This window comes from Streptococcus infantis (assembly GCF_019929665.1).
GTDB lineage: Bacteria > Bacillota > Bacilli > Lactobacillales > Streptococcaceae > Streptococcus > Streptococcus infantis_H.
Window position 1 is genome coordinate 434,203 of record NZ_JAHZPZ010000001.1, and the last position, 26,978, is coordinate 461,180.

The 26,978-nt window shown below is 38.3% G+C and carries 26 protein-coding genes; 18 read left to right on the top strand and 8 right to left on the bottom strand.

All coding sequences use genetic code 11. The features are described from left to right. Positions 1-60: 60 nt before the first annotated feature. From lepA to lacG, 14 genes are all read left to right on the top strand, one after another. The gene (lepA, locus tag K1I61_RS02060; RefSeq protein WP_036757546.1) at positions 61-1,884 is read left to right on the top strand and encodes a translation elongation factor 4; all 1,824 of its coding nucleotides are present in this window, start codon (positions 61-63) and stop codon (positions 1,882-1,884) included. Between the two features lie 73 nt (positions 1,885-1,957). Continuing rightward, a complete protein-coding gene (locus K1I61_RS02065; protein WP_036757544.1) occupies positions 1,958-2,569 on the top strand; it encodes a hypothetical protein in 612 nt (203 codons plus the stop codon). Positions 2,570-2,755: 186 nt separating this feature from the next. Further along, positions 2,756-3,232, top strand: a complete 477-nt coding sequence (locus K1I61_RS02070) for a PTS sugar transporter subunit IIA (protein ID WP_006148588.1) — start codon at positions 2,756-2,758, stop codon at positions 3,230-3,232. A 41-nt stretch (positions 3,233-3,273) separates the two neighbouring features. Continuing rightward, the gene (locus tag K1I61_RS02075; RefSeq protein ID WP_006148587.1) at positions 3,274-3,579 is read left to right on the top strand and encodes a PTS sugar transporter subunit IIB; all 306 of its coding nucleotides are present in this window, start codon (positions 3,274-3,276) and stop codon (positions 3,577-3,579) included. Positions 3,580-3,623: 44 nt separating this feature from the next. Next, entirely contained in the window at positions 3,624-5,099 is a 1,476-nt protein-coding gene (locus tag K1I61_RS02080) for a PTS galactitol transporter subunit IIC (RefSeq protein WP_223332987.1), read from the top strand. 95 nt (positions 5,100-5,194) lie between these two features. Beyond that, a complete protein-coding gene (locus K1I61_RS02085; protein WP_223332989.1) occupies positions 5,195-6,088 on the top strand; it encodes an aldose 1-epimerase family protein in 894 nt (297 codons plus the stop codon). 263 nt (positions 6,089-6,351) lie between these two features. Next, positions 6,352-6,777 carry a galactose-6-phosphate isomerase subunit LacA gene (lacA, locus tag K1I61_RS02090; RefSeq protein ID WP_006148584.1) on the top strand — a complete coding sequence of 142 codons (426 nt, stop codon included), beginning with the start codon at positions 6,352-6,354 and terminating at the stop codon, positions 6,775-6,777. A gap of 29 nt (positions 6,778-6,806) precedes the next feature. Then, positions 6,807-7,322: a galactose-6-phosphate isomerase subunit LacB gene (gene lacB / locus K1I61_RS02095; RefSeq protein ID WP_001216925.1), complete on the top strand. Its 516-nt coding sequence runs from the start codon at positions 6,807-6,809 to the stop codon at positions 7,320-7,322. Positions 7,323-7,332: 10 nt separating this feature from the next. Continuing rightward, the gene (locus K1I61_RS02100) at positions 7,333-8,262 is read left to right on the top strand and encodes a tagatose-6-phosphate kinase (RefSeq protein WP_223332991.1); all 930 of its coding nucleotides are present in this window, start codon (positions 7,333-7,335) and stop codon (positions 8,260-8,262) included. 1 nt (position 8,263) lies between these two features. Beyond that, positions 8,264-9,244, top strand: coding sequence for a tagatose-bisphosphate aldolase (lacD, locus tag K1I61_RS02105; protein ID WP_006148581.1), 981 nt, complete (start codon positions 8,264-8,266; stop codon positions 9,242-9,244). Positions 9,245-9,473: 229 nt separating this feature from the next. Continuing rightward, the gene (locus tag K1I61_RS02110; protein ID WP_223332993.1) at positions 9,474-10,310 is read left to right on the top strand and encodes a PRD domain-containing protein; all 837 of its coding nucleotides are present in this window, start codon (positions 9,474-9,476) and stop codon (positions 10,308-10,310) included. 33 nt (positions 10,311-10,343) lie between these two features. Beyond that, positions 10,344-10,661 carry a PTS lactose/cellobiose transporter subunit IIA gene (locus tag K1I61_RS02115; RefSeq protein WP_223332994.1) on the top strand — a complete coding sequence of 106 codons (318 nt, stop codon included), beginning with the start codon at positions 10,344-10,346 and terminating at the stop codon, positions 10,659-10,661. Then, positions 10,661-12,352 (top strand): lactose-specific PTS transporter subunit EIIC, encoded by a 1,692-nt coding sequence (locus K1I61_RS02120; protein ID WP_223332995.1) that lies wholly within the window; start codon positions 10,661-10,663, stop codon positions 12,350-12,352. Before K1I61_RS02115 ends, K1I61_RS02120 begins: the two co-directional genes overlap by 1 nt. A 213-nt stretch (positions 12,353-12,565) precedes the next feature. Continuing rightward, positions 12,566-13,972, top strand: a complete 1,407-nt coding sequence (gene lacG / locus K1I61_RS02125; RefSeq protein WP_317627977.1) for a 6-phospho-beta-galactosidase — start codon at positions 12,566-12,568, stop codon at positions 13,970-13,972. Between the two features lie 39 nt (positions 13,973-14,011). Here the strand turns inward: lacG and K1I61_RS02130 are convergent, their stop codons facing one another. From K1I61_RS02130 to nrdH, 4 genes are all read right to left on the bottom strand, one after another. After that, the gene (locus K1I61_RS02130) at positions 14,012-14,779 is read right to left on the bottom strand and encodes a DeoR/GlpR family DNA-binding transcription regulator (protein ID WP_006151600.1); all 768 of its coding nucleotides are present in this window, start codon (positions 14,777-14,779) and stop codon (positions 14,012-14,014) included. A 130-nt stretch (positions 14,780-14,909) separates the two neighbouring features. Then, a complete protein-coding gene (gene nrdF / locus K1I61_RS02135; protein ID WP_036757519.1) occupies positions 14,910-15,872 on the bottom strand; it encodes a class 1b ribonucleoside-diphosphate reductase subunit beta in 963 nt (320 codons plus the stop codon). A gap of 137 nt (positions 15,873-16,009) precedes the next feature. Next, positions 16,010-18,169 (bottom strand): class 1b ribonucleoside-diphosphate reductase subunit alpha, encoded by a 2,160-nt coding sequence (gene nrdE / locus K1I61_RS02140; RefSeq protein ID WP_223332998.1) that lies wholly within the window; start codon positions 18,167-18,169, stop codon positions 16,010-16,012. Positions 18,170-18,238: 69 nt separating this feature from the next. Further along, entirely contained in the window at positions 18,239-18,457 is a 219-nt protein-coding gene (nrdH, locus tag K1I61_RS02145) for a glutaredoxin-like protein NrdH (protein ID WP_036757515.1), read from the bottom strand. A 360-nt stretch (positions 18,458-18,817) separates the two neighbouring features. On the opposite strand from nrdH, the gene K1I61_RS02150 reads away from it, so the two are divergent. From K1I61_RS02150 to udk, 3 genes are all read left to right on the top strand, one after another. Continuing rightward, on the top strand, positions 18,818-19,081 hold the full coding sequence (locus K1I61_RS02150) for a phosphocarrier protein HPr (protein ID WP_000146952.1): 264 nt from the start codon (positions 18,818-18,820) through the stop codon (positions 19,079-19,081). 4 nt (positions 19,082-19,085) lie between these two features. Further along, positions 19,086-20,819 carry a phosphoenolpyruvate--protein phosphotransferase gene (gene ptsP, locus K1I61_RS02155; RefSeq protein WP_025170577.1) on the top strand — a complete coding sequence of 578 codons (1,734 nt, stop codon included), beginning with the start codon at positions 19,086-19,088 and terminating at the stop codon, positions 20,817-20,819. A 119-nt stretch (positions 20,820-20,938) separates the two neighbouring features. After that, the gene (gene udk, locus K1I61_RS02160; protein ID WP_004253618.1) at positions 20,939-21,577 is read left to right on the top strand and encodes a uridine kinase; all 639 of its coding nucleotides are present in this window, start codon (positions 20,939-20,941) and stop codon (positions 21,575-21,577) included. Between the two features lie 33 nt (positions 21,578-21,610). Here udk and K1I61_RS02165 read toward each other — a convergent pair whose 3' ends face one another. From K1I61_RS02165 to coaB, 3 genes are read right to left on the bottom strand one after another with little or no spacing between them, the layout of a single operon-like run. Further along, complete coding sequence (locus tag K1I61_RS02165) at positions 21,611-22,174, bottom strand: ECF transporter S component (RefSeq protein WP_004253621.1); 564 nt, start codon at positions 22,172-22,174, stop codon at positions 21,611-21,613. After that, positions 22,158-22,709 carry a phosphopantothenoylcysteine decarboxylase gene (coaC, locus tag K1I61_RS02170; protein WP_223333000.1) on the bottom strand — a complete coding sequence of 184 codons (552 nt, stop codon included), beginning with the start codon at positions 22,707-22,709 and terminating at the stop codon, positions 22,158-22,160. Before coaC ends, K1I61_RS02165 begins: the two co-directional genes overlap by 17 nt. A gap of 14 nt (positions 22,710-22,723) precedes the next feature. Then, a complete protein-coding gene (gene coaB, locus K1I61_RS02175) occupies positions 22,724-23,410 on the bottom strand; it encodes a phosphopantothenate--cysteine ligase (RefSeq protein ID WP_223333002.1) in 687 nt (228 codons plus the stop codon). Positions 23,411-23,643: 233 nt separating this feature from the next. On the opposite strand from coaB, the gene K1I61_RS02180 reads away from it, so the two are divergent. Continuing rightward, a complete protein-coding gene (locus tag K1I61_RS02180; protein ID WP_223333003.1) occupies positions 23,644-25,314 on the top strand; it encodes a formate--tetrahydrofolate ligase in 1,671 nt (556 codons plus the stop codon). A gap of 84 nt (positions 25,315-25,398) precedes the next feature. Here the strand turns inward: K1I61_RS02180 and lysS are convergent, their stop codons facing one another. Next, positions 25,399-26,889, bottom strand: coding sequence for a lysine--tRNA ligase (gene lysS / locus K1I61_RS02185; RefSeq protein WP_223333004.1), 1,491 nt, complete (start codon positions 26,887-26,889; stop codon positions 25,399-25,401). Positions 26,890-26,978: the final 89 nt, after the last annotated feature.

The following is a 26,978-nucleotide window of genomic DNA, read 5'->3' on the forward strand; positions in this document are numbered from 1 at the left end:
GTCTTGTCAAAAACATAAAAACAATTTATAATTAATAGATACCCTGAAAGGAAGAGAATCTTGAATTTAGAAGAATTGAAAAAACGTCAGGAGAAGATCCGGAACTTTTCCATTATCGCGCATATTGACCATGGGAAGTCAACATTGGCGGACCGTATTTTAGAGGCTACAGAGACGGTTTCTAGTCGTGAAATGCAAGCTCAGCTTCTAGATAGTATGGACCTTGAGAGGGAGCGTGGAATTACTATCAAACTAAATGCCATCGAGCTTAATTATACTGCCAAAGACGGCGAGACCTATATTTTCCACCTGATTGACACACCAGGACACGTGGACTTCACTTATGAGGTATCGCGTTCTCTAGCTGCCTGTGAGGGAGCCATTTTGGTCGTTGATGCTGCCCAAGGGATTGAGGCTCAAACATTAGCTAACGTTTACCTTGCCTTAGATAATGATTTGGAGATCCTTCCAGTTATTAATAAGATTGACTTACCTGCGGCAGATCCGGAGCGCGTGCGTACAGAAATTGAAGATGTCATCGGTCTGGATGCTAGTGAGGCTGTATTAGCTTCAGCAAAAGCTGGGATTGGAATTGAAGATATTTTAGAGCAAATTGTAGAAAAAGTTCCAGCACCAACTGGTGATGTATCAGCACCATTAAAAGCTTTGATTTTTGACTCAGTTTACGATGCTTATCGTGGCGTTATCCTCCAAGTTCGTGTCATGGATGGAGTTGTTAAGCCAGGTGATAAGATTCAACTTATGAGCAATGGCAAAACCTTTGATGTTACTGAGGTTGGAATATTCACACCCAAAGCAGTGGGACGAGACTTCCTTGCGACAGGTGACGTTGGTTATATTGCAGCATCTATCAAGACTGTTCAAGACACTCGTGTCGGTGATACAGTTACCTTGGCAGCAAACCCTGCTTCAGAACCCCTATCTGGATACAAGCAGATGAATCCGATGGTTTTCGCAGGTCTTTATCCAATCGAGTCAAATAAATACAATGACCTTCGTGAAGCCCTTGAAAAATTGCAGTTGAACGATGCTAGTCTTCAGTTTGAACCCGAAACATCGCAAGCTCTTGGATTCGGTTTCCGTTGTGGATTCCTCGGACTTCTACATATGGATGTTATCCAAGAACGTCTAGAACGGGAATTTAACATTGATCTTATTATGACTGCACCATCTGTTATTTACAAGGTCAATCAGACTGATGGTGAGTCTATGGATGTATCGAATCCATCCGAGTTTCCTGATCCTACTAAAATTGCAACTATTGAAGAACCTTATGTTAAAGCACAAATCATGGTACCACAGGAATTTGTAGGAGCTGTTATGGAACTAGCTCAGCGCAAACGTGGTGACTTTGTCACGATGGACTATATCGATGATAATCGTGTCAATGTTATCTATCAAATTCCACTTGCTGAAATTGTCTTTGATTTCTTTGACAAGCTCAAATCTTCAACACGTGGCTATGCAAGTTTTGACTATGAACTGTCAGAGTATCGCCCATCTAAGCTAGTGAAAATGGATATCCTTCTCAATGGAGACAAGGTGGATGCACTCAGCTTTATCGTTCACAAGGACTTTGCTTATGAACGTGGGAAACTCATCGTTGATAAACTCAAGAAAATCATTCCACGTCAACAGTTTGAAGTTCCAATCCAAGCAGCTATTGGACACAAGATTGTAGCTCGTACAGATATCAAAGCTCTTCGTAAAAACGTTCTTGCCAAATGTTATGGAGGAGATGTTTCGCGTAAACGTAAACTTCTTGAAAAACAAAAGGCTGGTAAAAAGCGTATGAAAGCTATCGGATCAGTAGAAGTTCCTCAAGAAGCCTTCCTAAGTGTCTTGAGTATGGATGAAGAATAATTGATTCCTAATACAGTTATCTTTTGACACTTATCTTTTCATTCATTAGAATAGAAGTGAAAGGAGAAGGATTATGAAAAAAATCGTCAGCTTATCTACACTTTTAGTGTGTTGCCTTTGCCTCGCTGCTTGTAATACTTCAAAATCTAAAAAAGAAGTAGCCTCAGATACAACAACAGTCCAGGAAACTACCACTGCTCAAGAAACAACAACTGTAGCCGAATCAACAATTAAAGATACACAGGTAATTGGGTCAGATGCTTATGGCTACGTAAAAGTGCCAAAATCATGGATTCATTTTACAGAAGTTGAGGGTGGTGATGATATTCAGTACTGTGATGGAACGGACATCAATATCGTAACCCTAAATACTTTTAAACCAGAGCACCTTGGTGTTAGTGAAAGTGAATATGCTGCTCTTGATGCTGTTCAAGTCTCTACTAGTGTTTATCAAACTAAACAACAAAGCAAGGATTTCTCTAAAGTTTGGGGATCTAAGTCAAAAATTGGTGGTTATGACGCCTATGTCGTAAACTGTATTGCTAAAAATGGTAAATATTTAGTGATCTGGATCTTTAAATCAGACGATGGTAAGTTTAGATACGTTTCTCTAGAAGGAACACCTGAAGTTTTAAAGGATATGCTTCCATTGATTGAACAAAGTTGGACTACGAAAAATAATTAATATAAAAAAAACAGGATGTATGTCCTGTTTTTTTCTATCTTTTTTTAAAACTATTTAAAATTATTTGCTGTTTAAAATCAAACAAAAAAAATAAAAATCAAACAAAATACAACAAAAAAATATTGACAACGGTTTCATATAGTGTTATACTTTTATCATAAAAGTTAAATATGAAGGGAGAAGGTCATGGGATTAGATCATTTCTTCAGCAAAGACTTAGTTTTTTGTTTAGAAGCAGATAATCAAGAGCAACTATTTGATCAAGTTGCGACCCTATTGGAAGAAAAGAAAGTTGTTACGGATACCTATCGATCGGCATTGATTGAACGTGAAAAAATGTTCCCAACCGGTTTAGATATGGAATTTCTTGGGAAGGACTTGCCGAATGTAGCAATCCCTCACACAGACACGATTCATAATTTAACTGAAAACGTTGTTGTGGTTCGCTTAGCGAAACCAGTAACATTCCACAACATGATTGCTCCTGACAAGGAAGTAGAAGTATCATTACTCTTCTTTATCATCAATAATTCAAGTTCGAGTCAAACTAATATTCTTGCTCAATTGATGGACTTCTTTACAGGCAATGGTCATCTAGAAGCACTTTCTAAGATTACAGAACCAGAAGCTTTGTTCCAGTATATCTCAGAAGCAACTGCTTAAATTCATAAATAAATAGTAAATAAAAATCGGAGGAAATCCAAATGATTAAAATTCTTGCTGCATGTGGTGCAGGTGTTAACTCAAGCCACCAAATTAAAAGCGCTCTAGAAGAAGAGCTATCTAACCGTGGATACGACGTACAGTGTGACGCAGTTATGGTTAAAGATGTCAACGAAGACTTGATTAAAGGTTATGATATCTTCACACCAATTGCTGCAACAGACTTAGGTTTTGACCCTGGTATCCCAGTAGTAGAAGCTGGACCTATCTTATTCCGTATTCCAGCGATGAGTGCTCCAGTTTATGACAATATTGAAGCAGCAATTAAAGAACACGGATTAAGTTAATTATTATTTTGTAATTTTCCATAAAAATAAAGGGAGGAAAAATTATGGATTTCATTATTGAGTTGGCCAATAAAGTATTCAAGCCAATCTTGGATATGGGTGGCCCAATCATCATGCTGATCATTTTGACAGTATTGGCTTTACTATTTGGAGTGAAATTCTCCAAAGCACTTGAAGGTGGTATTAAACTTGCCATCGCGCTTACTGGTATCGGTGCTATCATCGGAATGCTTAACGGAGCTTTCTCAGCTTCTCTTGCAAAATTCGTTGAAAATACTGGTATTCAATTGAACATCACCGACGTTGGTTGGGCACCACTTGCTACAATCACTTGGGGTTCTGCCTGGACACTCTACTTCTTGCTTGTGATGTTGATTGTCAACATTGTAATGCTTGCAATGAAGAAAACAGACACACTTGACGTTGATATCTTCGATATCTGGCACTTGTCTATTACAGGTCTTTTGATTAAATGGTATGCTGACAAGAGTGGAGTTGGTCAAGGGGTTTCTCTTTTCATCGCGACTGCAGCAGTTGTTCTTGTAGGGGTTCTTAAAATCATCAACTCTGACTTGATGAAACCAACATTTGATGATCTTCTTAACGCACCAAGTTCATCACCAATGACTTCAACTCACATGAACTACATGATGAACCCAGTTATCATGGTTTTGGATAAGATTTTTGATAAATTCTTCCCAGGTCTTGATAAATACGACTTTGACGCTGCTAAATTGAACAAACGAATCGGTTTCTGGGGATCTAAATTCTTCATCGGTTTCATCCTTGGTATCGTTATCGGTTTGATGGGAACTCCACATCCAGTTGCTGGTGTTGAAGGTGCTGATAAATGGGAACTAGTTATTAAAGGTTGGTTGTCACTTGGTTTGACTGCCGGTGTCTGCTTGGAGCTCTTCTCATTGATCGGTTCATGGTTCATCGCAGCCGTAGAACCACTTTCACAAGGTATTACAAACGTTGCTACTAAACGTCTTCAAGGACGTAAATTCAACATCGGTCTTGACTGGCCATTTATCGCTGGTCGTGCTGAAATCTGGGCTTGTGCCAACGTACTTGCACCAATCATGTTGATTGAAGCAGTGCTTCTTTCAAATGTCGGAAATGGTATCTTGCCACTTGCTGGTATCATCGCAATGGGTGTAACTCCAGCTCTCTTGGTAGTTACTCGTGGTAAATTGCTCCGTATGATTATCTTCGGAACACTATTGTTGCCACTCTTCCTTCTTTCAGGTACACTTATCGCACCATTTGCAACAGATCTTGCTAAAAGTGTAGGTGCCTTCCCAGAAGGTGTGAGCCAAACTCAATTGATCACTCACTCAACACTTGAAGGACCAATCGAAAAACTTCTTGGTTGGACAATTGGTAACACTACAACAGGTGATATCAAAGCAATTATTGGTGCAGTAATCTTCCTTACTTTCTATATCGGTATTTTCGCATGGTACAGAAAACAAATGATCAAACGTAACGAAGAATACGCAGCAAACGCAAAATAATTTGCTCCTAAAAATGTAAATTGTAAAAACTAGGTTGTCAGTTTCCACTATGGAGCAGTCAGCCTAGTTTTTTTAGAGAATTGGAGGTAAGACTTGTGATTGAATTAAAATCAGATCAATTATATGTTCAGTTTCAAACACTTGGTGGCGCACTTTCTTCTATAAAGGACAAGGATGGTGTAGAGTATTTGTGGCAGGGAGATCCAACTTATTGGAGTGGACAAGCTCCTGTATTATTCCCAATTTGTGGCTCGGTTAGAAATGATACGGTCCTATATGATCAAGAAGATGGTAGTCAAAAAGAAGGAAAAATTCCTCGACATGGTCTAGTAAGAAAAAAAGAATTTACATTAGTAGAACAAACAGATAATTCTGTTACATTCGCTATCGAAGACGATGAAGAAATGTATGCAAATTACCCTTATCATTTTCGTTTAGAAATCACTTATACAGTGACTGGGAAAACCATACGTACTCAGTATAAAATCTATAATAAAGAATCAGAAAAGAGTATGCCATATTTTATCGGTGGGCATCCTGGTTTTAACTGTCCCTTACTAGATGACGAGGTATATGAAGATTACTATCTTGAATTTGAAAAGCCAGAAACATGTACAGTTCCAAAACCTTTCCCAGAAACAGGAATGTTGGATTTCAAAGATAGAAATTCTTGGTTAAACAATCAAAAAGAAATAGACTTGAATTATGACTTCTTTAGCTATGATGCTGTGACATTAGATGAGTTGGAATCTCGCACAGTAGCTTTGCGTTCACGAAAACATGATAAAGGTTTGAAACTACATTTTAAAGAGTTTCCAAATTTAATCGTATGGTCAACTCTTAATAAAGGGCCTTTTATTGCCTTGGAACCATGGTCAGGTTTGTCTACTTCAATAGAAGAAGGAGATCGACTGGAAGATAAGAAAGATGTTAAGATTATAAAACCTTGTGATTTTGATCAGATTGGATTTGATATCGAGATTTTATAAAAAAATAAACAAAAACAAACATAAAATGTTGACTTTTCCAACTAATAGTAGTATATTATGTTTATAAAGAACAATTTGTGTTTATTTTAACAAGATTACTGTTCTGGCTTTTCTCTGAAGAAAGCTTATTAAGAAACAAATAAGATATTTGTTCTTAATTTAAATTATTGTCAACAAAACTACTAGTAACTATTTGAGAAAGTTCTCTTTTGGGCTAGAATCAAAAAGTTTTACTGGTCTATTATAAAAAAGGAGTATACAATATGGCTATTGTTATTGGTGCAGATGCTGCAGGTTTAAGATTGAAAGAAGTTGTAAAAGACTTCTTGGAAAAAGAAAACTTCCACGTAGTGGATGTTACAGCAGAAGGTCAAGACTTTGTTGATGTAACTCTAGCAGTTGCGGAAGAAGTTAAGAAAGAAGAACAAAACCTTGGTATCGTCATTGATGCTTATGGTGCAGGTCCGTTTATGGTTGCTACTAAAATCAAAGGAATGGTTGCTGCAGAAGTTTCTGATGAACGTTCAGCTTATATGACTCGCGGTCACAACAACTCACGTATGATTACGATGGGTGCTCAACTTGTTGGTGATGAATTAGCTAAAAACATTGCTAAAGGCTTTGTAAATGGTAAATACGACGGCGGTCGTCACCAAATCCGTGTCGACATGTTGAACAAAATGTGCTAATTTTGATATTGAAAGAAAGGTAAGATAAAATGAGAATTGCAATCGGATGTGACCACATCGTAACAAATGAAAAAATGGCTGTTTCAGAATTTTTGAAATCAAAAGGACACGAAGTTATCGACTTTGGTACTTATGACCATGCTCGTACCCACTACCCTATCTTTGGTAAAAAAGTTGGTGAAGCAGTAGTTAGTGGCCAAGCTGATCTTGGTGTATGTATCTGTGGAACTGGTGTAGGTATTAATAATGCTGTTAACAAGGTTCCTGGTGTTCGTTCTGCTTTGGTTCGCGATATGACAACAGCTCTATATGCAAAAGAACAATTGAATGCCAACGTAATCGGATTTGGTGGTAAAATAACTGGTGAATTGCTCATGTGTGATATCATTGAAGCTTTCATCAACGCTGAATACAAACCATCAGAAGAAAACAAAAAATTGATCGCTAAAATCCAACACGTTGAGACTCATAACGATCATCAAACTGATGCCAACTTCTTTACAGAATTCCTTGAAAAATGGGATCGCGGTGAATACCACGACTAAGAGGTGACTTATGATTTTAACAGTCACAATGAATCCATCCATTGATATTTCCTATCCTTTGGATGAATTGAAAATTGACACTGTCAACCGTGTGGTGGATGTAACTAAGACGGCCGGTGGTAAAGGTCTTAACGTTACTCGTGTCCTATCAGAATTTGGTGACTCCGTAGTCGCAACAGGACTTGTCGGTGGTAAACTTGGTGATTTTTTAGTAGAGAATATTGATGATAAAGTAAGCAAACGTTTCTTCTCTATTCAAGGTGAAACCCGTAACTGTATCGCAATTCTACATGGAGAAAACCAAACAGAAATCCTAGAAAAAGGTCCTGAAGTTCAAGAAAAAGAAGGTCAAGATTTCTTGGCTCATTTCAAAGAACTTTTAGAGACTGTAGAGGTAGTGGCCATTTCAGGTAGTCTACCTGCAGGACTTCCAGTTGATTACTATGCTAGTTTAGTTGAACTTTCGAATCAAGCTGGTAAACCTGTTGTCTTGGACTGTTCAGGCGCTGCACTTCATGCGGTTCTTGAATCTCCTCATAAGCCAACAGTTATCAAACCAAATAATGAAGAATTATCTCAACTTTTGGGAAGAGAAATTTCTAAAGACTTGTATGAATTAAAAGAAGTCCTTCAAGAACCACTATTTGATGGAATCGAGTGGATTATCGTTTCCTTAGGTGCTAACGGAGCATTCGCTAAACACGGTAACACTTTCTACAAAGTAGATATTCCAAGAATTCAAGTAGTAAATCCAGTCGGTTCTGGAGATTCTACAGTGGCAGGTATTGCTTCAGGTCTTTTCCATAACGAAACGGATCAAGAACTGTTGATCAAGGCAAATGTCCTTGGTATGCTTAATGCTCAAGAAAAAATGACCGGTCATGTCAATATGGCCAACTATCAAGGTCTATATGACCAATTAATTGTAAAAGAGGTATAAAATGGTTTTAACAGAAAATAAACGCGCTTGTATGCAAAAACTCTCTGATGAGAATGGTATCATCTCAGCTCTCGCCTTTGACCAACGTGGTGCTTTGAAACGCCTCATGGCTCAATACCAAACAGAAGAGCCAACAGTTGCTCAAATGGAAGAACTTAAAGTATTGGTTGCAGATGAATTGACTAAATATGCTTCATCTATGCTACTTGACCCTGAGTACGGACTTCCAGCTACAAAAGCTCTTGATCCAAATGCTGGTCTTCTCCTTGCTTATGAGAAAACAGGATACGATACAACAAGTACAAAACGCTTGCCAGACTGCTTGGACGTTTGGTCTGCAAAACGTATCAAGGAACAAGGTGCAGATGCGGTTAAGTTCTTGCTTTACTATGACGTTGATAGCTCTGACGAACTCAACCAACAAAAACAAGCCTACATTGAACGTATTGGTTCTGAGTGTGTAGCTGAAGATATTCCATTCTTCCTTGAAATCTTAGCTTACGATGAAAAGATTGCGGATGCAGGTTCTGCAGAATACGCTAAAGTAAAACCACGCAAGGTTATCGGTGCTATGAAGGTCTTCTCAGACCCGCGCTTTAATATCGATGTCTTGAAAGTGGAAGTTCCAGTTAACGTGAAATACGTTGAAGGATTTGGCGATGGCGAAATCGTTCACACACGTGAAGAAGCAGCAGACTTCTTTAAAGCTCAAGACGAAGCTACTAACTTGCCATACATCTACTTGAGTGCAGGTGTATCAGCTAAGCTCTTCCAAGAAACTCTTGTATTTGCCCACGAATCAGGTGCAAACTTCAATGGTGTTCTTTGTGGACGTGCAACATGGGCTGGATCAGTTGAAGCTTATATCAAAGACGGTGAAGCAGCTGCTCGCGAATGGCTTCGTACAACTGGTTTTGAGAACATCGATGAACTCAACAAAGTTCTTAAAACAACAGCAACTTCATGGACTGAACGTGTGTAAATTTCCACCCTTTTTATGTCAAAACCCAGCTAAAAACTTTTAAAAAAAGTTGCATGTAAAGGTTTACAAAATAAAAATCTTGTGCTATACTTAAGTCACAAGTTAATAAGAGTGAGTGTTACTAAGTAATATTAGGCATGATCACAGATGACTCAGAAATTTATTTTCAGGGTCATTTGTGGTCATTTTTTATATTCTAGCTCTTAAATGACAGAACAAGGAGGTCGACATGTATCGGATATTAAATCCAATGAATAACAATGTTTCTCTTGTGCGGAATAGCAAGGGAGAGGAGTTGATCGTAGTTGGTAAGGGTATTTCGTTTGGTAAGAAGAAGGGAGATTTGATTTCTGAGGATCAGGTTGAAAAAGTCTTTCGGATGAAGACTGAAGAATCTCGAGAAAATTTTATGACTCTACTCAAGGATGTTCCGTTAGACTTTATTACCGTTACTTATGAAATTATCGATAATCTTTCAAAAAAATACCAATATCCTATTCAAGAGTACCTCTACGTAACCTTGACAGACCATATCTATTGTTCTTATCAAGCGATTAGCCAAGGACGTTATAAGGATAGTAATTTACCTGATATTTCAAAGGAGTATCCTATTGCTTTTCAAATAGCTCAAGAGTCTTTTGAAATCTATAATAGTAAACTATCTGGTAATTTACCAAAGGATGAAATAAAAAGAATAGCCTACCACTTTATTAATGCCGAGGGTGAGAATGAGGTAGAAGTTGCAGAAGCTATTGATAAGAGAAAGGAAATCATAAAGAAGGTTGAGAGTCTTCTCAGGAGCTATAACATTCAAAGAACCCAAGAAAATAATAATTTCTACGATCGTTTTATGATTCATCTAAATTATTTCTTGGATTACCTTGATCGAAGTCGGGATGATAATCAATCCTTGCTCGATATGGAGGAGCATATAAAAAATACCTATCCAGAAGCATTCGAGATTGGTAGTAAAATTTATGAAGTTATTGCACAGGAAACGGGTGTTGACCTTTATAAGAGTGAACGAGTTTACCTTGTTCTACATATTCAACGTTTATTGTCATAATATTACTAAAAATTATATAAGGAGAAATCTATCATGAATAGAGAAGAAGTAACATTGTTAGGTTTTGAGATTGTTGCCTATGCTGGCGATGCTCGTTCGAAACTATTGGAAGCCTTGAAGGCTGCTGAAGCTGGTGATTTTGCAAAAGCGGACGCTCTAGTAGAGGAAGCTGGTAGCTGTATTGCTGAGGCCCACCACGCCCAAACAAGTCTATTGACTAAGGAAGCTACTGGTGAGGATTTAGCCTATAGCGTGACCATGATGCATGGCCAAGATCACCTGATGACAACAATCTTGCTAAAAGATTTGATGCATCATTTAATTGAACTTTATAAAAGAGGAGCTAAATAATGAATAAGTTAATTGCCTATATCGAGAAAGGAAAACCTTTCTTTGAAAAACTATCTCGTAATATCTATCTTCGTGCTATTCGAGATGGATTTATCGCAGGAATGCCAGTCATTCTATTCTCAAGTATTTTTATCTTGATTGCCTTTGTGCCTAATTCATGGGGATTCCAGTGGTCAGATGATGTAGTGGCACTATTGATGAAACCTTATAGCTATTCAATGGGTATTCTCGCACTTTTGGTTGCTGGTACAACTGCTAAATCTTTAACAGACTCTGTTAACCGTAGCATGGAAAAAACTAACCAAATCAACTATATGTCAACTCTATTAGCTGCTATTGTTGGGTTATTGATGTTGGCAGCTGACCCAATTGAAGGGGGCTTTGCAACAGGTTTCCTCGGAACAAAAGGTTTGCTTTCAGCTTTTCTAGCAGCCTTTGTGACTGTAGCAATCTATAAGGTTTGTGTGAAGAATAATGTTACTATTCGAATGCCTGATGAAGTTCCACCAAATATCTCACAGGTCTTTAAAGATGTTATTCCATTTACGCTTTCTGTCGTTTCCCTATACGGTCTTGACTTACTTGCTCGTCATTTTGTTGGTGCAAGCGTAGCAGAATCAATCGGTAAATTCTTTGCGCCTCTATTCTCAGCAGCAGACGGTTATGTTGGTATTACGATTATTTTCGGTGCCTTTGCATTCTTCTGGTTTATTGGTATTCACGGCCCATCTATCGTTGAGCCTGCGATTGCAGCGATCACTTATGCCAATGCTGAAGTCAACTTGAACCTCCTTCAACAAGGTATGCACGCTGATAAGATCCTTACATCTGGTACACAAATGTTTATCGTTACTATGGGTGGTACAGGGGCAACTCTTGTGGTTCCATTCATGTTTATGTGGTTATGTAAATCGAAACGAAATCGTGCTATTGGACGCGCTTCAGTAGTTCCTACATTCTTTGGTGTAAACGAACCAATCTTGTTTGGTGCACCACTTGTTTTGAACCCGATCTTCTTTATCCCATTCATCTTTGCACCAATTGCAAACGTATGGATCTTTAAGTTCTTTATTGAAACACTTGGCATGAACTCATTTACTGCCAACCTTCCATGGACTACACCAGGACCTCTTGGTATTGTTCTTGGTACAAACTTCCAGTTCTTATCATTCGCTCTTGCAGCATTGTTAATTGTAGTAGATATTGTTATCTACTATCCATTCCTCAAGGTTTATGATGAACAAATTCTTGAAGAAGAACGTTCAGGTAAAGCTAATGATGAATTAAAAGATAAAGTAGCTGCAAACTTTAACACTGCAAAAGCAGATGCTATTCTTGCAAAAGCTGGAGTGGAATCAGCACAAAATACAATTACTGAAGAAACAAACGTCCTTGTTCTTTGTGCGGGTGGAGGAACAAGTGGTCTTCTTGCCAATGCTTTGAATAAAGCCGCAGAAGAGTATAAAGTTCCAGTTAAAGCTGCAGCAGGTGGCTATGGAGCCCACCGTGAAATGTTGCCAGAATTTGACCTTGTTATCTTGGCGCCTCAGGTTGCTTCCAACTTCGAAGATATGAAGGCTGAAACAGATAAACTAGGCATCAAATTGGCTAAGACTGAAGGAGCTCAATACATTAAGTTGACTCGTGATGGTAAAGGCGCTCTGGCCTTCGTTCAGGATCAATTCGATTAACGATAGGGACTGTGAAACAGTCTCCTATCGTAGCGGAAATCGCTATGGCGATTTTCCTAATCGCCTTGTTAATTCGTCGGTAAAAATATATCGTTTTTACCTCCTCATGTCACAATACGGTGGCTTGGAACAAGAAGTGAGATGGAGATGGATGGCTCACTAACTCCTCTCCACTCACTTTTCATTTTATACAATCAAGAAATAGGTGAAAAAATGACAAAAACACTTCCTAAAGATTTTATTTTTGGTGGGGCAACGGCCGCCTATCAAGCAGAAGGAGCTACCCATACTGACGGTAAAGGACCTGTTGCATGGGACAAATACTTAGCAGACAACTATTGGTATACTGCTGAACCAGCAAGTGATTTCTACCATAAATATCCAGTAGACTTACAGTTGGCTGAAGAATATGGCGTAAACGGAATTCGTATTTCTATTGCTTGGTCTCGGATTTTTCCAACTGGATATGGCGAAGTCAATCAGAAAGGGGTAGAATTCTATCATAAGTTATTTGCAGAATGTCATAAACGTCATGTAGAACCATTTGTAACTCTTCACCACTTTGATACACCTGAAGCGCTTCACTCAAATGGAGATTTCTTGAATCGTGAGAATATCGAACACTTTGTAGATTATGCAGCCTTCTGTTTTGAAGAATTCCCAGAAGTCAACTACTGGACAACCTTCAATGAAATTGGCCCAATCGGAGATGGTCAATACTTAGTAGGAAAATTCCCTCCAGGGATTCAGTATGACCTTGCCAAAGTCTTCCAATCTCACCACAATATGATGGTTTCTCATGCGCGTGCTGTGAAATTATATAAAGACAAAGGGTATGAAGGTGAAATCGGGGTTGTTCACGCCCTTCCAACTAAGTATCCATTGGATCCTAAAAATCCTGCAGACGTTCGTGCTGCTGAGTTGGAAGATATCATCCACAACAAATTTATCTTGGATGCAACCTATCTTGGACACTATTCAGATGCAACAATGGAAGGTGTAAACCACATTCTTTCAGTTAATGGTGGTGAATTGGATCTTCGAGACGAAGACTTTGTGGCACTTGAAGCAGCTAAAGACCTGAATGATTTCCTTGGAATTAACTACTACATGAGTGATTGGATGGAAGCCTTTGATGGCGAAACAGAGATCATTCATAATGGTAAAGGTGAAAAAGGAAGCTCCAAATACCAAATCAAAGGTGTTGGTCGTCGTGTAGCTCCTGACTATGTACCTCGCACTGACTGGGACTGGATTATCTATCCTCAAGGTTTGTATGACCAAATCATGCGCGTCAAGAAAGACTATCCAAACTACAAGAAAATCTATATCACAGAAAACGGACTTGGATACAAAGATGAATTTGTGGACAACACTGTTTACGATGATGGCCGTATTGATTATGTGAAACAACATTTGGAAGTATTGTCTGATGCGATTGCCGATGGTGCAAACGTCAAAGGATACTTCATCTGGTCACTCATGGACGTCTTCTCATGGTCCAATGGTTATGAAAAACGTTACGGACTCTTCTACGTTGATTTCGATACACAAGAACGTTATCCTAAGAAATCAGCTCATTGGTATAAGAAAGTAGCTGAAACAGGCCTTATTGAGTAGATTTAACGATAAAAAAAGTCTCACCAATGGTGAGACTTTTTAAGGTGTCGATTTAATAATTTTTGTTTGTTTAGACAAAGTTTTTAGGGTTTCTTGGCTAAGTTTTGAATCTGAAATAATCGTATCAATATCAGTGATATTATAGAAAGTATAAAAATCAAACTTATTAAATTTACTGTGGTCAGCAAGAAGAATCTTTTTATTAGCATTATTTAATGCTAGCTTTTGGACTTCACCTTCATCCTCGCTAAAAGTAGCGATAGCATGATCTTTTATACCATTGCAACTAACAAAAGCTTTAGAGTATTGAAGACTTTCGATATCTTGGAGCGTTAAGGTTCCGACAAAGGCACCGGTGATTTCACGATAATTTCCACCAATCAAAATTAAATCAGTCAGTTTTCGTTCATTCAAGATAATGAAAACAGGAAGGCTATTTGTTACCACACGAATATTATCTATTGGAAGTTCACGCGCAAAGAACTCAAGAGTAGTACCTGGACCGATAAAAATCGTTTCTCTTTCTTCGACTAAATGACCAGCAAACTTTGCGATTTCTTGTTTTTCAGCAATCTGAAGACCTTGCTTTTCGACATTCGAGCGTTCATTTGCTAATAGAGAACCAGAACGAAGTTTTTCAGCACCTCCATGCACTCGAACAAGTAGATCCTTGTCAGCTAACTCTTGCAGATAACGTCGAGCAGTCATATCAGAAATATCTAAACGATTCATTATTTCTTTGACTGTGATGGTTCCTCTTGTATTGACAATCTCTAAAATCACATCTAGTTTTTCTTGTTTTAGCATTGAATCACCCCCATATCCAATATCATTTTATCACATTTTAAACATCCAAGCAACTTAAATAAAACAAAAATAAACAAAAACAAAAAACATCTGTGTTTATTTTTAACTCAGATGTTTTTATATTTTTTAATTAGTCTAATCCGTAGTTATAATCATCATCCTGCATAGCTTCAACTTCACCAAGTAGATATCCGTTACCAACTTGAGAGAAGAAGTCGTGGTTGGATGTACCAGTTGAAATTCCATTCATAACAATTGGGTTTACATCGTCAGCTGAGTCAGGGAAGAGAGGATCTTGTCCTAGATTCATAAGAGCTTTATTGGCGTTGTAGCGAAGGAAAGTTTTAACCTCTTCAGTCCAACCAACACCATCATATAAACTCTCTGTATAACCTTCCTCATTTTCATAAAGTGTGTAAAGAAGGTCGTACATCCAGTCTTTTAATTTTTCTTGCTCTTCTTCTGGTAATTCGTTAAAACCAAGTTGGAATTTATAACCAATATATGTTCCATGTACTGACTCGTCCCGAATGATGAGTTTGATGATTTCAGCAACGTTTGCCAACTTGTTATTTCCTAGATAGTAGAGTGGAGTGAAGAAACCAGAGTAGAAGAGGAAGGTTTCAAGGAATACACTAGCCACTTTCTTTTCAAGTGGTGTTCCGTTAAGGTAAATCTCATTGATGATTTGTGCCTTTTTCTGAAGATATGGGTTTGTATCAGTCCATTCAAAGATTTCTTCAATCTCAGTCTTGGTATTCAAGGTTGAGAAAATAGAAGAATAAGATTTAGCGTGGACAGATTCCATAAATTGGATGTTGTTAAAAACAGCTTCTTCGTGAGGAGTACGAATATCATCGCGAAGAGCATTTACCCCTGTTTCAGACTGCATGGTATCCAAAAGTGTCAAACCGCCAAAGACTTTTCCTACCAAGTCTTTTTCTTGATTTGATAACTTTCTCCAGTCATCTAAGTCATTAGATAAGGGAATACGTGTATCCAACCAAAATTGTTCAGTTAGTTTTTCCCAGGTTGATTTATCGATGACATCTTCGATAGCATTCCAGTTAATGGCTTTGTAGTAAGTTTCCATTACAAATCTCTTTCTTTTGATTTTATTAAAATAGTGATGAATGTTCTATCCTTGTGTGATTGGGTTACCGCACAAAAAGTCGGTACTCCGACTTTTTGATGTTACCTTATCTTTGTAAACAAGATTTTAGTGAGGTTTTAAATCACACAGCTTTCACATTGGTTAGCACCAACTTCACCGCCGTCATCTGTGTAGGTACGAACGTAGTAGATAGACTTAATGCCCTTGTTAAAGGCGTAGTTACGAAGGATAGATAGGTCACGTGTTGTTTGTTTGTTCTCTTTCTTCCATTCGTAAAGACCTGTTGGGATATCACTACGCATGAAGAGAGTGAGTGAAAGTCCTTGGTCTACGTGCTCAGTTGCAGCAGCATAGACATCGATAACTCTACGCATATCCATGTCATAGGCAGAAGTGTAGTAAGGAATAGTTTCAGTTGATAGTCCTGCAGCAGGATAGTAAATCTTACCAATTTTCTTCTCTTGACGTTCTTCAATACGTTGAGTAATCGGGTGGATAGAAGCAGACACGTCATTGATGTAGCTGATAGAACCATTCGGCGCTACAGCAAGACGGTTTTGATGGTAAAGTCCATCTGCTTTAACTTTATCACGAAGTTCAGCCCAATCAGCTGCAGACGGGATAAAGATTCCTTCAAAGAGTTCTTTAACACGATCAGATTTTGGAACAAATTGACCAGACGTATACTTATCGAAATAAGTACCATTTGCATAGTCTGATTTCTCAAAGTTGTGGAAGGTAATGCCACGTTCACGCGCAATATTGTTTGATTCTACCAAAGTCCAGTAATTCAAAAGCATAAAGTAGATGCTTGTAAATTCAACAGACTCAGAAGATCCATATTCGATTAATTGCTGAGCAAGATAGCTGTGAAGCCCCATGGCACCAAGTCCAAATGTATGAGCTTGGCTATTTCCGTGGTCGATAGTTGGAACAGCAACGATGTGAGAGCTATCTGTTACAAAGGTCAAAGCGCGAACCATTGCACGAATAGAACGTCCAAAGTCAGGTGATGTCATCATATTTACAACGTTTGTTGAACCAAGGTTACATGAAACGTCAGTACCCATTTGAAGGAATTCTTGCGCATCGTTGATAAGACTTGGTTCTTGAACTTGAAGAATTTCTGAACACAAGTTACTCATGATAATCTTACCATCGACAGGATTTGCACGGTTAGCAGTATCGATATTGACTACATAAGGATAGCCAGATTCTTGTTGCAATTTAGAAATTTCTGTTTCCAAATCACGGGCCTTAATTTTTGTCTTACGGATGTTTGGATTTGCTACCAACTCATCGTATTTTTCTGTGATATCGATATAGTTGAAAGGTACGCCATACTCTTTTTCTACAGAGTATGGGCTGAAAAGGTACATTTCCTCATTCTTACGTGCTAATTCGTAGAATTTATCTGGTACCACAACACCAAGTGAAAGAGTCTTGACACGAACTTTTTCATCAGCATTTTCTTTCTTAGTAGAAAGGAAAGCAATAATGTCTGGGTGGAAGACGTTAAGGTAAACAACCCCAGCCCCTTGACGTTGACCTAGTTGGTTAGAGTAAGAGAAGCTATCTTCGAAAAGCTTCATAACTGGTACGACACCAGAAGCAGCCCCTTCATACCCTTTGATAGGTGCTCCAGCTTCACGAAGGTTGCTGAGGGAAATTCCGACACCACCACCGATACGTGAAAGTTGAAGAGCTGAGTTGATAGAACGTCCAATAGAGTTCATATCATCTGTTACCTGAATCAAGAAACAGGATACCAATTCACCACGACGTGCACGGCCTGCATTCAAGAAAGAAGGTGTAGCTGGCTGGTAACGCTGGTGGATGATTTCATTGGCAATATCAATTGCGATAGCTTCGTCACCATCAGCAAAGTAAAGAGCGTTAAAGAAGACACGGTCTTCCATGCTCTCAAGATAGTACTCTCCGTCATTAGTTTTCAAGGCGTATTGATTGTAAAACTTGTATGCAGCCATGAAAGACTTAAACTGGAAGTTTTGATCTTTAATAAATTGATAAAGCTCTTCTAAGAATTCTGGACGATATTTTTTGATAAAGGCTGTTTCGATATAGTCTTGTTTAATAAGGTAATCAATTTTATCAGTGATAGAATCAAAAACCATAGAATTTGGTACAACGTTTTCTTTAAAGAAAGCGTCCAAGGCTTCTTTATCTTTGTGGAGCATGATTTGTCCATTAACAGGACGGTTGATTTCATTATTTAGACGGAAGTAAGTTACGTCCTCAAGTTGTTTTAATCCCATAAAATTTCCTTTAATTCATTACAAAAGAAAGGCTTCTAAGATTGACATAGAAGCTTTTAATCCTGATACTTAAGCAAGTTCTTTAAGTTTTGCTGGTTGGAAACCAGAGAAAACTTCAGTTGGTGTTTGAATGATAGGAGCAGCATTGAAGCCTAGCTCTTTAACTTGTTCAATAAATTCAGGTTGTTCATCAAGATTGATTTCGCGATATGCGATTTTGTTACTATCTAAGAATCGTTTGGTCATTTTACATTGAACACAATTGTTTTTAGAATAAACGGTTACCATTCTGTAACTCCTCTTTCAAAATTTAATTACTTCTTAAGTATATCAGAAAAAAAATCTTTGTCAACGAAGAAAAACTAAATATTGTAGATTTTTTTCAGATGAGAGTTATCCAAGCACAATATATAGTGATTGTAAAAAATAAAACCCATAAATAACAGCGTTTTCTAAATGTTAAAATTATAAAAAACTACATGATGTATTTTGATACATAAAATAGAAGATTTTCAGCAAGTTATCTGAAAGGAAAAAGAAGAAATCCCATAAAATACTTGAAAAAAATCCTAGAAGGTGATATAATACCAAATTGTAAGGGTTATCAGATATAACTCAAAAAGAAAACATTTAAAGGAGAGTCAAATTATGGCTTCTAAAGATTTCCACGTAGTGGCAGAAACAGGTATTCACGCACGTCCAGCAACATTGTTGGTACAAACTGCTAGCAAATTTGCTTCAGATATTACTCTTGAGTACAAAGGTAAATCAGTTAACCTTAAATCTATCATGGGTGTTATGAGCCTTGGTGTTGGTCAAGGTGCTGACGTTACAATCACTGCTGAAGGTGCAGACGCTGATGACGCTATCGCTGCTATCTCAGAAACAATGGAAAAAGAAGGATTGGCATAAGGATATGACAGAAATGCTTAAAGGAATCGCAGCATCTGATGGTGTTGCAGTTGCTAAAGCATATCTACTCGTTCAACCGGATTTATCATTCGAGACTATTACAGTCGAAGATACAAATGCAGAAGAGGCTCGTTTGGATGTTGCTCTTGAAGCTTCTCAAAACGAGCTTTCTCTTATCCGCGAGAAGGCTGTAGGTACGCTTGGTGAAGAAGCGGCGCAAGTATTTGACGCTCACTTGATGGTTCTTGCTGACCCTGAATTGATCGGTCAGATTAAAGAAACAATTCGTGCTAAGAAAGTAAATGCAGAAGCAGGTCTGAAAGAAGTTACAGACATGTTTATCACAATCTTTGAAGGCATGGAAGACAACCCATACATGCAGGAACGTGCAGCGGATATTCGCGACGTTACAAAACGTGTTTTGGCAAATCTTCTTGGCAAGAAACTGCCAAACCCAGCTTCTATTAATGAAGAAGTAATCGTGATTGCACATGACTTGACTCCATCTGATACTGCTCAATTGGACAAAAACTTTGTAAAAGCTTTTGTGACAAACATTGGTGGACGTACAAGTCACTCAGCTATCATGGCTCGTACACTTGAAATTGCAGCTGTATTGGGTACAAACAACATCACTGAACTTGTAAAAGATGGTGACATTTTGGCTGTTTCAGGTATTTCAGGTGAAGTTGTTATCAACCCAACTGAAGAACAAATTGCAGAATTCAAAGCAGCTGGTGAAGCTTACGCTAAACAAAAAGCTGAATGGGCTCTTTTGAAAGATGCTAAAACTGTTACTGCAGATGGTAAACACTTTGAGTTGGCAGCTAATATCGGTACACCTAAAGATGTTGAAGGTGTGAACGAAAATGGTGCTGAAGCTGTTGGTCTCTACCGTACAGAATTCTTGTACATGGATTCTCAAGATTTCCCAACGGAAGACGACCAATACGAAGCTTACAAAGCAGTTCTTGAAGGTATGAACGGTAAACCTGTTGTCGTTCGTACAATGGATATCGGTGGGGATAAAGAACTTCCTTACTTCGATCTTCCTAAAGAAATGAATCCATTCTTGGGTTACCGTGCTTTGCGTATCTCTATCTCTGAAACTGGTAACCAAATGTTCCGTACGCAATTACGTGCATTGCTTCGTGCATCTGTTCACGGTAAATTGCGTATCATGTTCCCAATGGTTGCTTTGTTGAAAGAGTTCCGTACTGCTAAAGGTATCCTTGAAGAAGAAAAAGCAAAATTAGTTGCTGAAGGTGTTGCTGTTGCGGATGATATCCAAGTTGGTATCATGATTGAAATCCCAGCTGCAGCTATGCTTGCTGACCAATTTGCCAAAGAAGTTGATTTCTTCTCAATTGGTACAAACGACTTGATCCAATACACAATGGCTGCTGACCGTATGAACGAACAAGTTTCATACCTTTACCAACCATACAATCCATCAATCCTTCGCTTGATTAACAATGTTATCAAAGCAGCTCACGCTGAAGGTAAATGGGCTGGTATGTGTGGTGAGATGGCTGGGGACCAAACTGCTGTTCCACTTCTTGTTGGAATGGGCTTGGATGAGTTCTCAATGTCAGCTACTTCAGTACTTCGTACACGTAGCTTGATGAAGAAACTTGACACAGCTAAGATGCAAGAATACGCTAACCGTGCTCTTACTGAATGTTCAACAATGGAAGAAGTTCTTGAACTTTCAAAAGAATACGTTAACTTTGATTAAAAACATTAAAACCTTGTAGAACTAAACTACAAGGTTTTTTCTACTCTAATTTGAAAAGTCATCCTGTAAAATTTCTAAAAATATGGTAAAATAGACAAAGGAAAAATACGGAGGCAACTATGCAAAACAGACCAATCATTATCGGAGTAACAGGGGGATCTGGTGGAGGAAAAACCAGTGTTTCTAAAGCAATTTTATCCCATTTCCCAAATGAAAAAATTGCCATGATTGAGCATGATTCCTACTATAAAGATCAATCTCATCTAACCTTTGAGGAGCGTATCAAAACAAACTATGATCATCCTTTTGCTTTTGATACTGACTTGATGATTGCGCAAATTAAGGAATTATTGGCGGGGCGTCCTGTTGATATTCCTACCTATGATTATGCTGCCCATACAAGAAGCTCGAAGACTTATCGCCAAGAACCTCAAGATGTCTTTATTGTAGAAGGAATATTGGTTTTGGAAGACAAACGACTTCGTGATTTGATGGATATCAAGATTTTCGTTGATACAGATGATGATGTCCGTATCATTCGTCGTATTAAGCGTGATATGGAAGAGCGTGGTCGTAGTTTGGATAGCGTTATTGATCAGTATCTTGGTGTCGTAAAACCTATGTATCATCAATTTATCGAGCCAACAAAGCGTTATGCAGATATCGTTATTCCAGAAGGAGTGACCAATACTGTAGCAATTGATTTACTGACAACAAAGATTGAAAAGATTTTAGAAGAAGCTCGTTTAGCCCAGTAATAATTAAAAAAACTGTATCTCTTGATACAGTTTTTATTGTTTAATTTTTTCAAGTCTCGGAACAATGACGAGTGTTAAGAGGGCCGAGATAATTAATTCTGCGATTGAATTTGTTGAGATAACAGTCGCTAATAGTTTTTGAATATTTCCATCAAAAACATTACCAAAGAGAAAGAAGATACCGCCTAAGACAAAAACTGTATTCGTGAGTGAGCCAAGTGCACCTGCAAAGATGAGTCCAGCTCTTCCCTTTAGTAGTTTATAGACGAAATAAGGGGTCAAACCGATTAAGATACGAGGAACAATTGCAATCACAACTGAATAAAAGTTACCATTTGGTACAAATGGTGAGAAGAGATAGCTTGTTGGTAGGATTGTGAGAGTATTAACTGTTAAGCTAAGCATTCCCATCAGGAAACCTAAGGTTGCGCCGATTCTTGGTCCGTAGATAATACTTGCAATAATTACTGGAATGTGAACGATGGTTGGTTTGATTGGAAAGGGAAGCACATTAAATAAAATTGAGCTTAGTAAATGAATAACAATCATAATGGCAAAAAAGATAGCGATTGGAGCAATATTAGAGCGTTTTTTCATGAATTTTATCCTTTATTTCTTGTAAAATAGTTTTGAGATCAGCGAGAGCACCACGACCTGTATCCCCACAGGCGAGTAGAGAATCTTTGGGAGAAACAATTGTATAACCATAATCTTCTAAAGTTTTAAGATTAGCTTGGGTCGCAGGGTGGTCATACATCTTTGTGTTCATAGCTGGAGCCAATAGTTTAGGTACAAAGTGTGGCAAAGCAAGAGCAGTAGCAGTCACCATATTGTCAGCAAAACCGTGAGCTAATTTAGCGATTGTATTGGCTGTCGCAGGAACTACGATAAATAAATCTGTTTCTTTTCCTATTTGAATGTGATTCACTTGATCTGGAAAAGGTTCGTGCATGACATCGAGATGTACAGTATTTTGTGATAGTACTTGTAAAGTTAATGGCTGAATGAATTCTGTTGCTGACTGAGTCATAAGAACAGTAACTGAATGCCCCTGTTTTTTCAAAGAACTAACTAGGTCAACTGTCTTGTATGCGGCAATAGATCCTGTAATAGCGAGTGTAATACGAGCCATAAAATTCCTTTCTTTTAGTCATAACTGTTGATTTTCTCGAGGAGTAAATCAGCAATTTCATGTTTACTCATAGCAGTTTGGAAGTTAGCTTTTTCAACTAGATATGCGATATGTTGTTCAGCATTAATCTGTGTGAGATCATTAGCAACAATTATATCAGCTTTGTTTTTTTCAAGACTTTCCCGAGCAATTTGAATCAAGTATTCACGACTGACATCAACTAATAATTTAAATCCGATCAGGTGAATCTTAGAATTCCATTCTTTAACAAGAGATATGATTTTTGGATTCTTCTTGAGAAATAGAACTTGGACGTCTTCCTTAGATGAGATTTTTGTTTCCTGATTTTTCTTATCTAAAAACTCTGTTAAATCTTGACTATCCTTAACCTCATTAAATCCAGTCATATAGACAGGCGTGTAATCTGATACAGCCATAGAATGGATCAAGACCTGGTAATCCATTACCTTATCTTTCATGACTTGTAGCAAATCAGCTGTATTTTTAATTTCGATGATGGTTAAGTTTGGATGACTAACTGGCTTAACTGCCTGAAGAGTGGTAATCAAACAAACTTCATGACCAGCCTTTAGAAGAGTTTCGGTGATAATTTTTCCAAGTTTACCGGAAGAGTGGTTGGTAATAGAACGAACCCTATCGATTTTTTCACTTGTACCGCCAGAAGTAACTAAAATTTCCATAGAACTATTGTACAAAAAAATGAGCATTAAGTAAAATGAAAGCGATGTAACGAGGGTCGGAAATAGGATATTAATCCATAGTTAAAATCTATAAAGGCATATAAAAATTTAAATAGAGATATAGAAAGCCTATCATTTAGCGATATTCACGAACGTTACTAATCATAATGACTGTTAAAAATCTTGTTTTATGATATAATGAATTAATACATTAGAGGCTAGAGGAGTTTTTTATGAAAACAGATATTGAAATTGCACAGAGTATTGAGTTAAAACCAATCGTTGACGTTGTTGAGAAACTTGGTATTTCATACGATGATTTGGAGTTGTATGGAAAGTACAAGGCTAAACTAAGCTTTGATAAAATTCGTGAAGTTGAAACCAATCCAGTTGGTAAGTTGATTCTTGTTACAGCTATCAACCCTACGCCAGCAGGTGAAGGAAAATCAACCATTACCATTGGTCTTGCTGATGCTTTGAACAAGATTGGCAAGAAAACTATGATTGCCATCCGCGAACCTTCACTTGGCCCTGTTATGGGTATTAAAGGTGGAGCTGCTGGGGGTGGCTATGCCCAAGTGTTACCAATGGAAGATATCAACCTTCACTTTACTGGTGATATGCACGCAATCACAACTGCAAACAATGCTCTCTCTGCCTTGATTGACAATCATTTGCACCAAGGAAATGAGCTAGGAATCGATCAACGTCGTATTCTCTGGAAACGTGTTGTTGACTTGAATGACCGTGCTCTTCGCCATGTAACTGTTGGACTCGGTGGTCCTCTTAATGGTATTCCTCGCGAAGATGGATTTGATATCACAGTTGCTTCAGAGATCATGGCTATCCTTTGCTTGGCAACTGATATTGAAGATTTGAAACGTCGTTTGGCTAATATCGTTATCGGCTACCGTTATGATCGCACACCAGTTTCAGTTGGTGATTTACAGGTTGAGGGTGCCTTGGCATTGATTTTGAAAGATGCTATTAAACCCAACTTGGTTCAAACAATCTATGGTACACCTGCATTCGTACACGGTGGCCCATTTGCCAATATTGCCCATGGTTGTAACTCTGTTTTGGCGACAAAAACAGCTCTTCGTTTAGCTGATTACACAGTAACTGAAGCAGGCTTTGGTGCAGACCTTGGTGCTGAGAAGTTCCTGGATATCAAGACACCAAACTTGCCAACAGCTCCAAGTGCAGTAGTTATTGTAGCGACTCTTCGTGCCCTTAAAATGAATGGTGGAGTTGCTAAAGATGCTCTGACAGAAGAAAACGTAGAAGCAGTTCGTGCAGGTTTTGCTAACTTGAAACGCCACGTTGAGAATATCCGTAAGTTCGGTATCCCAGCAGTTGTTGCTATCAACGAATTTGTATCAGATACAGAAGCTGAAATAGCAACCTTGAAAGAGCTCTGTGCCTCTATTGATGTGCCGGTTGAATTGGCTAGCGTTTGGGCTAATGGTGCAGAAGGTGGAGTAGCGCTCGCTGAAACTGTTGTCAAAACGATTGCTGAAACTCCTGCAAACTATACTCGTTTATATGACAATGAACTCTCTGTTCAAGAAAAGATTGAAAAGATTGTTACCGAAATCTACTGTGGTAGCAAAGTAAACTTCGAAAAGAAAGCTCAAACCCAAATTGCACAAATCGTACAAAATGGTTGGGATAAACTGCCAATCTGTATGGCCAAAACTCAGTACAGTTTTTCAGATAACCCTAACGCTCTTGGAGCACCTGAAAACTTTGTAATTACTATTCGTGAATTGGTACCAAAACTGGGTGCAGGCTTTATCGTTGCACTTACTGGTGACGTTATGACTATGCCTGGACTTCCAAAACGACCAGCTGCTCTCAACATGGATGTTGAAAGCGATGGAACTGTTCTTGGATTATTCTAATTCAAACACAAAAGACAACCTCTTTGATAAGGTTGTCTTTTTAACTACAAAAAAACTCCTAGAAATCATCTAGGAGTTTAGTTTTTATTTCATAGTTGGGAAAAGAAGTACATCACGGATAGTAGTAGTATCAGAAAGTAGCATGCAGAGACGGTCGATACCGATTCCCAAACCACCTGTTGGAGGCATACCATATTCAAGGGCTTCGATGTAGTCGTAGTCAATGCCAGTTGCTTCATCGTCACCAAGTTCTTTGGCTTTAGCTTGGGCTTCAAAACGACTAAGCTGGTCGATTGGGTCGTTCAACTCAGTAAAGGCATTTCCGTATTCTTTAGTCATGATGAAGAGTTCAAAACGGTCAGTGAAACGTTCATCTTCAGGATTCTTCTTAGCAAGTGGAGATACTGCTACTGGATGTCCATAGACAAAGGTTGGTTGAATCAATGTTTCTTCAACAAATTCTTCAAAGAAAGCATTGATAATGTGACCTACTTCAGTATAGTGTTTCTCAACTGGAACTTTCTTGTCAGCAGCGATAGCTTTAGCTTCTTCGAAAGTCATATCTTTCCAGAAATCAACATCTGTAATTTCCTTGATAGCGTCAACCATGTGTACACGTTTGAATGGTTCGTTAAGTTTAATCTCAGTTCCTTGATAGATAACTGGAGCGTCGCCTTTAACAGCTTTTGCAACGTGTTGGATAATGCCTTCAGTCAAGTCCATGATATCTTGGAAGTCTGCATAAGCTTGGTAAACCTCGATAGAAGTGAACTCAGGATTGTGTGTAGCGTCCATTCCTTCGTTACGGAAGATACGACCAATCTCATACACACGTTCCATACCACCGACGATAAGTCGTTTCAAGTGAAGCTCAGTCGCGATACGAAGCACCATGTCAATGTTTTGTGCATTGTGGTGAGTGATAAACGGACGAGCAGCAGCACCACCAGCTTCATTGTGAAGAACAGGTGTTTCAACTTCTAGGAAACCTTTTTGATCAAGATAACGACGAATTTCAGAGATGATTTTTGAGCGAGTAACAAAACGTTCAAAGCTTTCACGGTTTGAAATCAAATCAAGGTAACGTTTACGGTAGATGGTTTCAACGTCAGTTAGTCCGTGGAATTTTTCAGGAAGCGGACGAAGGGCTTTAGACAAGTGAGTAATGTGAGTTGCCTTAATAGAGAGTTCTCCCATATCAGTACGCATAACTTCACCTTCGACACCAAGGAAGTCTCCGAGGTCAGCTTTTTTGAAGATTTCGTAGTTTTCTTCACCAACTTCATCTTTACGAACGTAGATTTGGATTTGACCTTCACGGTCTTGAAGGTGAGCAAAACCAACTTTCCCTTTTCCACGTTTTGTTACTAAACGTCCAGCAATAGTAGCAGTTTCATTTAGTTCGTGTAGCTGTTCTTTATCAAGATCAGCAAATTTATCTTTTAGTTCTTGAGAGTTGGCAGTACGTTCAAAACGTTTACCGAAAGGATCAATTCCTTGTTCACGGAGCGCAGCCATTTTTTCGCGGCGAACGATCTGTTGGTCATTCAATTCTTCCATGTGTTCTGTTGACATGAGTTCCTCCTAATTTTAATCGAAATTTGAAATAATAAATTAATTTTTCACGATACTCCATTTTATCATAAATAGTCAAGAAATTCACG

Coding starts and splice junctions, on each gene's coding strand:
- K1I61_RS02075 (WP_006148587.1), top strand. CDS start 3,274: ATGATTAAAATTCTTGCTGCATGTGGTGCAGGTGTTAACTCAAGCCAC.
- nrdF (WP_036757519.1), bottom strand. CDS start 15,872: ATGGAAACTTACTACAAAGCCATTAACTGGAATGCTATCGAAGATGTC.
- K1I61_RS02080 (WP_223332987.1), top strand. CDS start 3,624: ATGGATTTCATTATTGAGTTGGCCAATAAAGTATTCAAGCCAATCTTG.
- K1I61_RS02065 (WP_036757544.1), top strand. CDS start 1,958: ATGAAAAAAATCGTCAGCTTATCTACACTTTTAGTGTGTTGCCTTTGC.
- coaB (WP_223333002.1), bottom strand. CDS start 23,410: ATGGAAATTTTAGTTACTTCTGGCGGTACAAGTGAAAAAATCGATAGG.
- nrdE (WP_223332998.1), bottom strand. CDS start 18,169: ATGGGATTAAAACAACTTGAGGACGTAACTTACTTCCGTCTAAATAAT.
- K1I61_RS02165 (WP_004253621.1), bottom strand. CDS start 22,174: ATGAAAAAACGCTCTAATATTGCTCCAATCGCTATCTTTTTTGCCATT.
- nrdH (WP_036757515.1), bottom strand. CDS start 18,457: ATGGTAACCGTTTATTCTAAAAACAATTGTGTTCAATGTAAAATGACC.
- lacA (WP_006148584.1), top strand. CDS start 6,352: ATGGCTATTGTTATTGGTGCAGATGCTGCAGGTTTAAGATTGAAAGAA.
- K1I61_RS02070 (WP_006148588.1), top strand. CDS start 2,756: ATGGGATTAGATCATTTCTTCAGCAAAGACTTAGTTTTTTGTTTAGAA.
- lysS (WP_223333004.1), bottom strand. CDS start 26,889: ATGTCAACAGAACACATGGAAGAATTGAATGACCAACAGATCGTTCGC.
- lacD (WP_006148581.1), top strand. CDS start 8,264: ATGGTTTTAACAGAAAATAAACGCGCTTGTATGCAAAAACTCTCTGAT.
- K1I61_RS02150 (WP_000146952.1), top strand. CDS start 18,818: ATGGCTTCTAAAGATTTCCACGTAGTGGCAGAAACAGGTATTCACGCA.
- lacG (WP_317627977.1), top strand. CDS start 12,566: ATGACAAAAACACTTCCTAAAGATTTTATTTTTGGTGGGGCAACGGCC.
- coaC (WP_223333000.1), bottom strand. CDS start 22,709: ATGGCTCGTATTACACTCGCTATTACAGGATCTATTGCCGCATACAAG.
- udk (WP_004253618.1), top strand. CDS start 20,939: ATGCAAAACAGACCAATCATTATCGGAGTAACAGGGGGATCTGGTGGA.
- ptsP (WP_025170577.1), top strand. CDS start 19,086: ATGACAGAAATGCTTAAAGGAATCGCAGCATCTGATGGTGTTGCAGTT.
- K1I61_RS02100 (WP_223332991.1), top strand. CDS start 7,333: ATGATTTTAACAGTCACAATGAATCCATCCATTGATATTTCCTATCCT.
- lacB (WP_001216925.1), top strand. CDS start 6,807: ATGAGAATTGCAATCGGATGTGACCACATCGTAACAAATGAAAAAATG.
- K1I61_RS02110 (WP_223332993.1), top strand. CDS start 9,474: ATGTATCGGATATTAAATCCAATGAATAACAATGTTTCTCTTGTGCGG.
- K1I61_RS02115 (WP_223332994.1), top strand. CDS start 10,344: ATGAATAGAGAAGAAGTAACATTGTTAGGTTTTGAGATTGTTGCCTAT.
- K1I61_RS02180 (WP_223333003.1), top strand. CDS start 23,644: ATGAAAACAGATATTGAAATTGCACAGAGTATTGAGTTAAAACCAATC.
- K1I61_RS02120 (WP_223332995.1), top strand. CDS start 10,661: ATGAATAAGTTAATTGCCTATATCGAGAAAGGAAAACCTTTCTTTGAA.
- K1I61_RS02130 (WP_006151600.1), bottom strand. CDS start 14,779: ATGCTAAAACAAGAAAAACTAGATGTGATTTTAGAGATTGTCAATACA.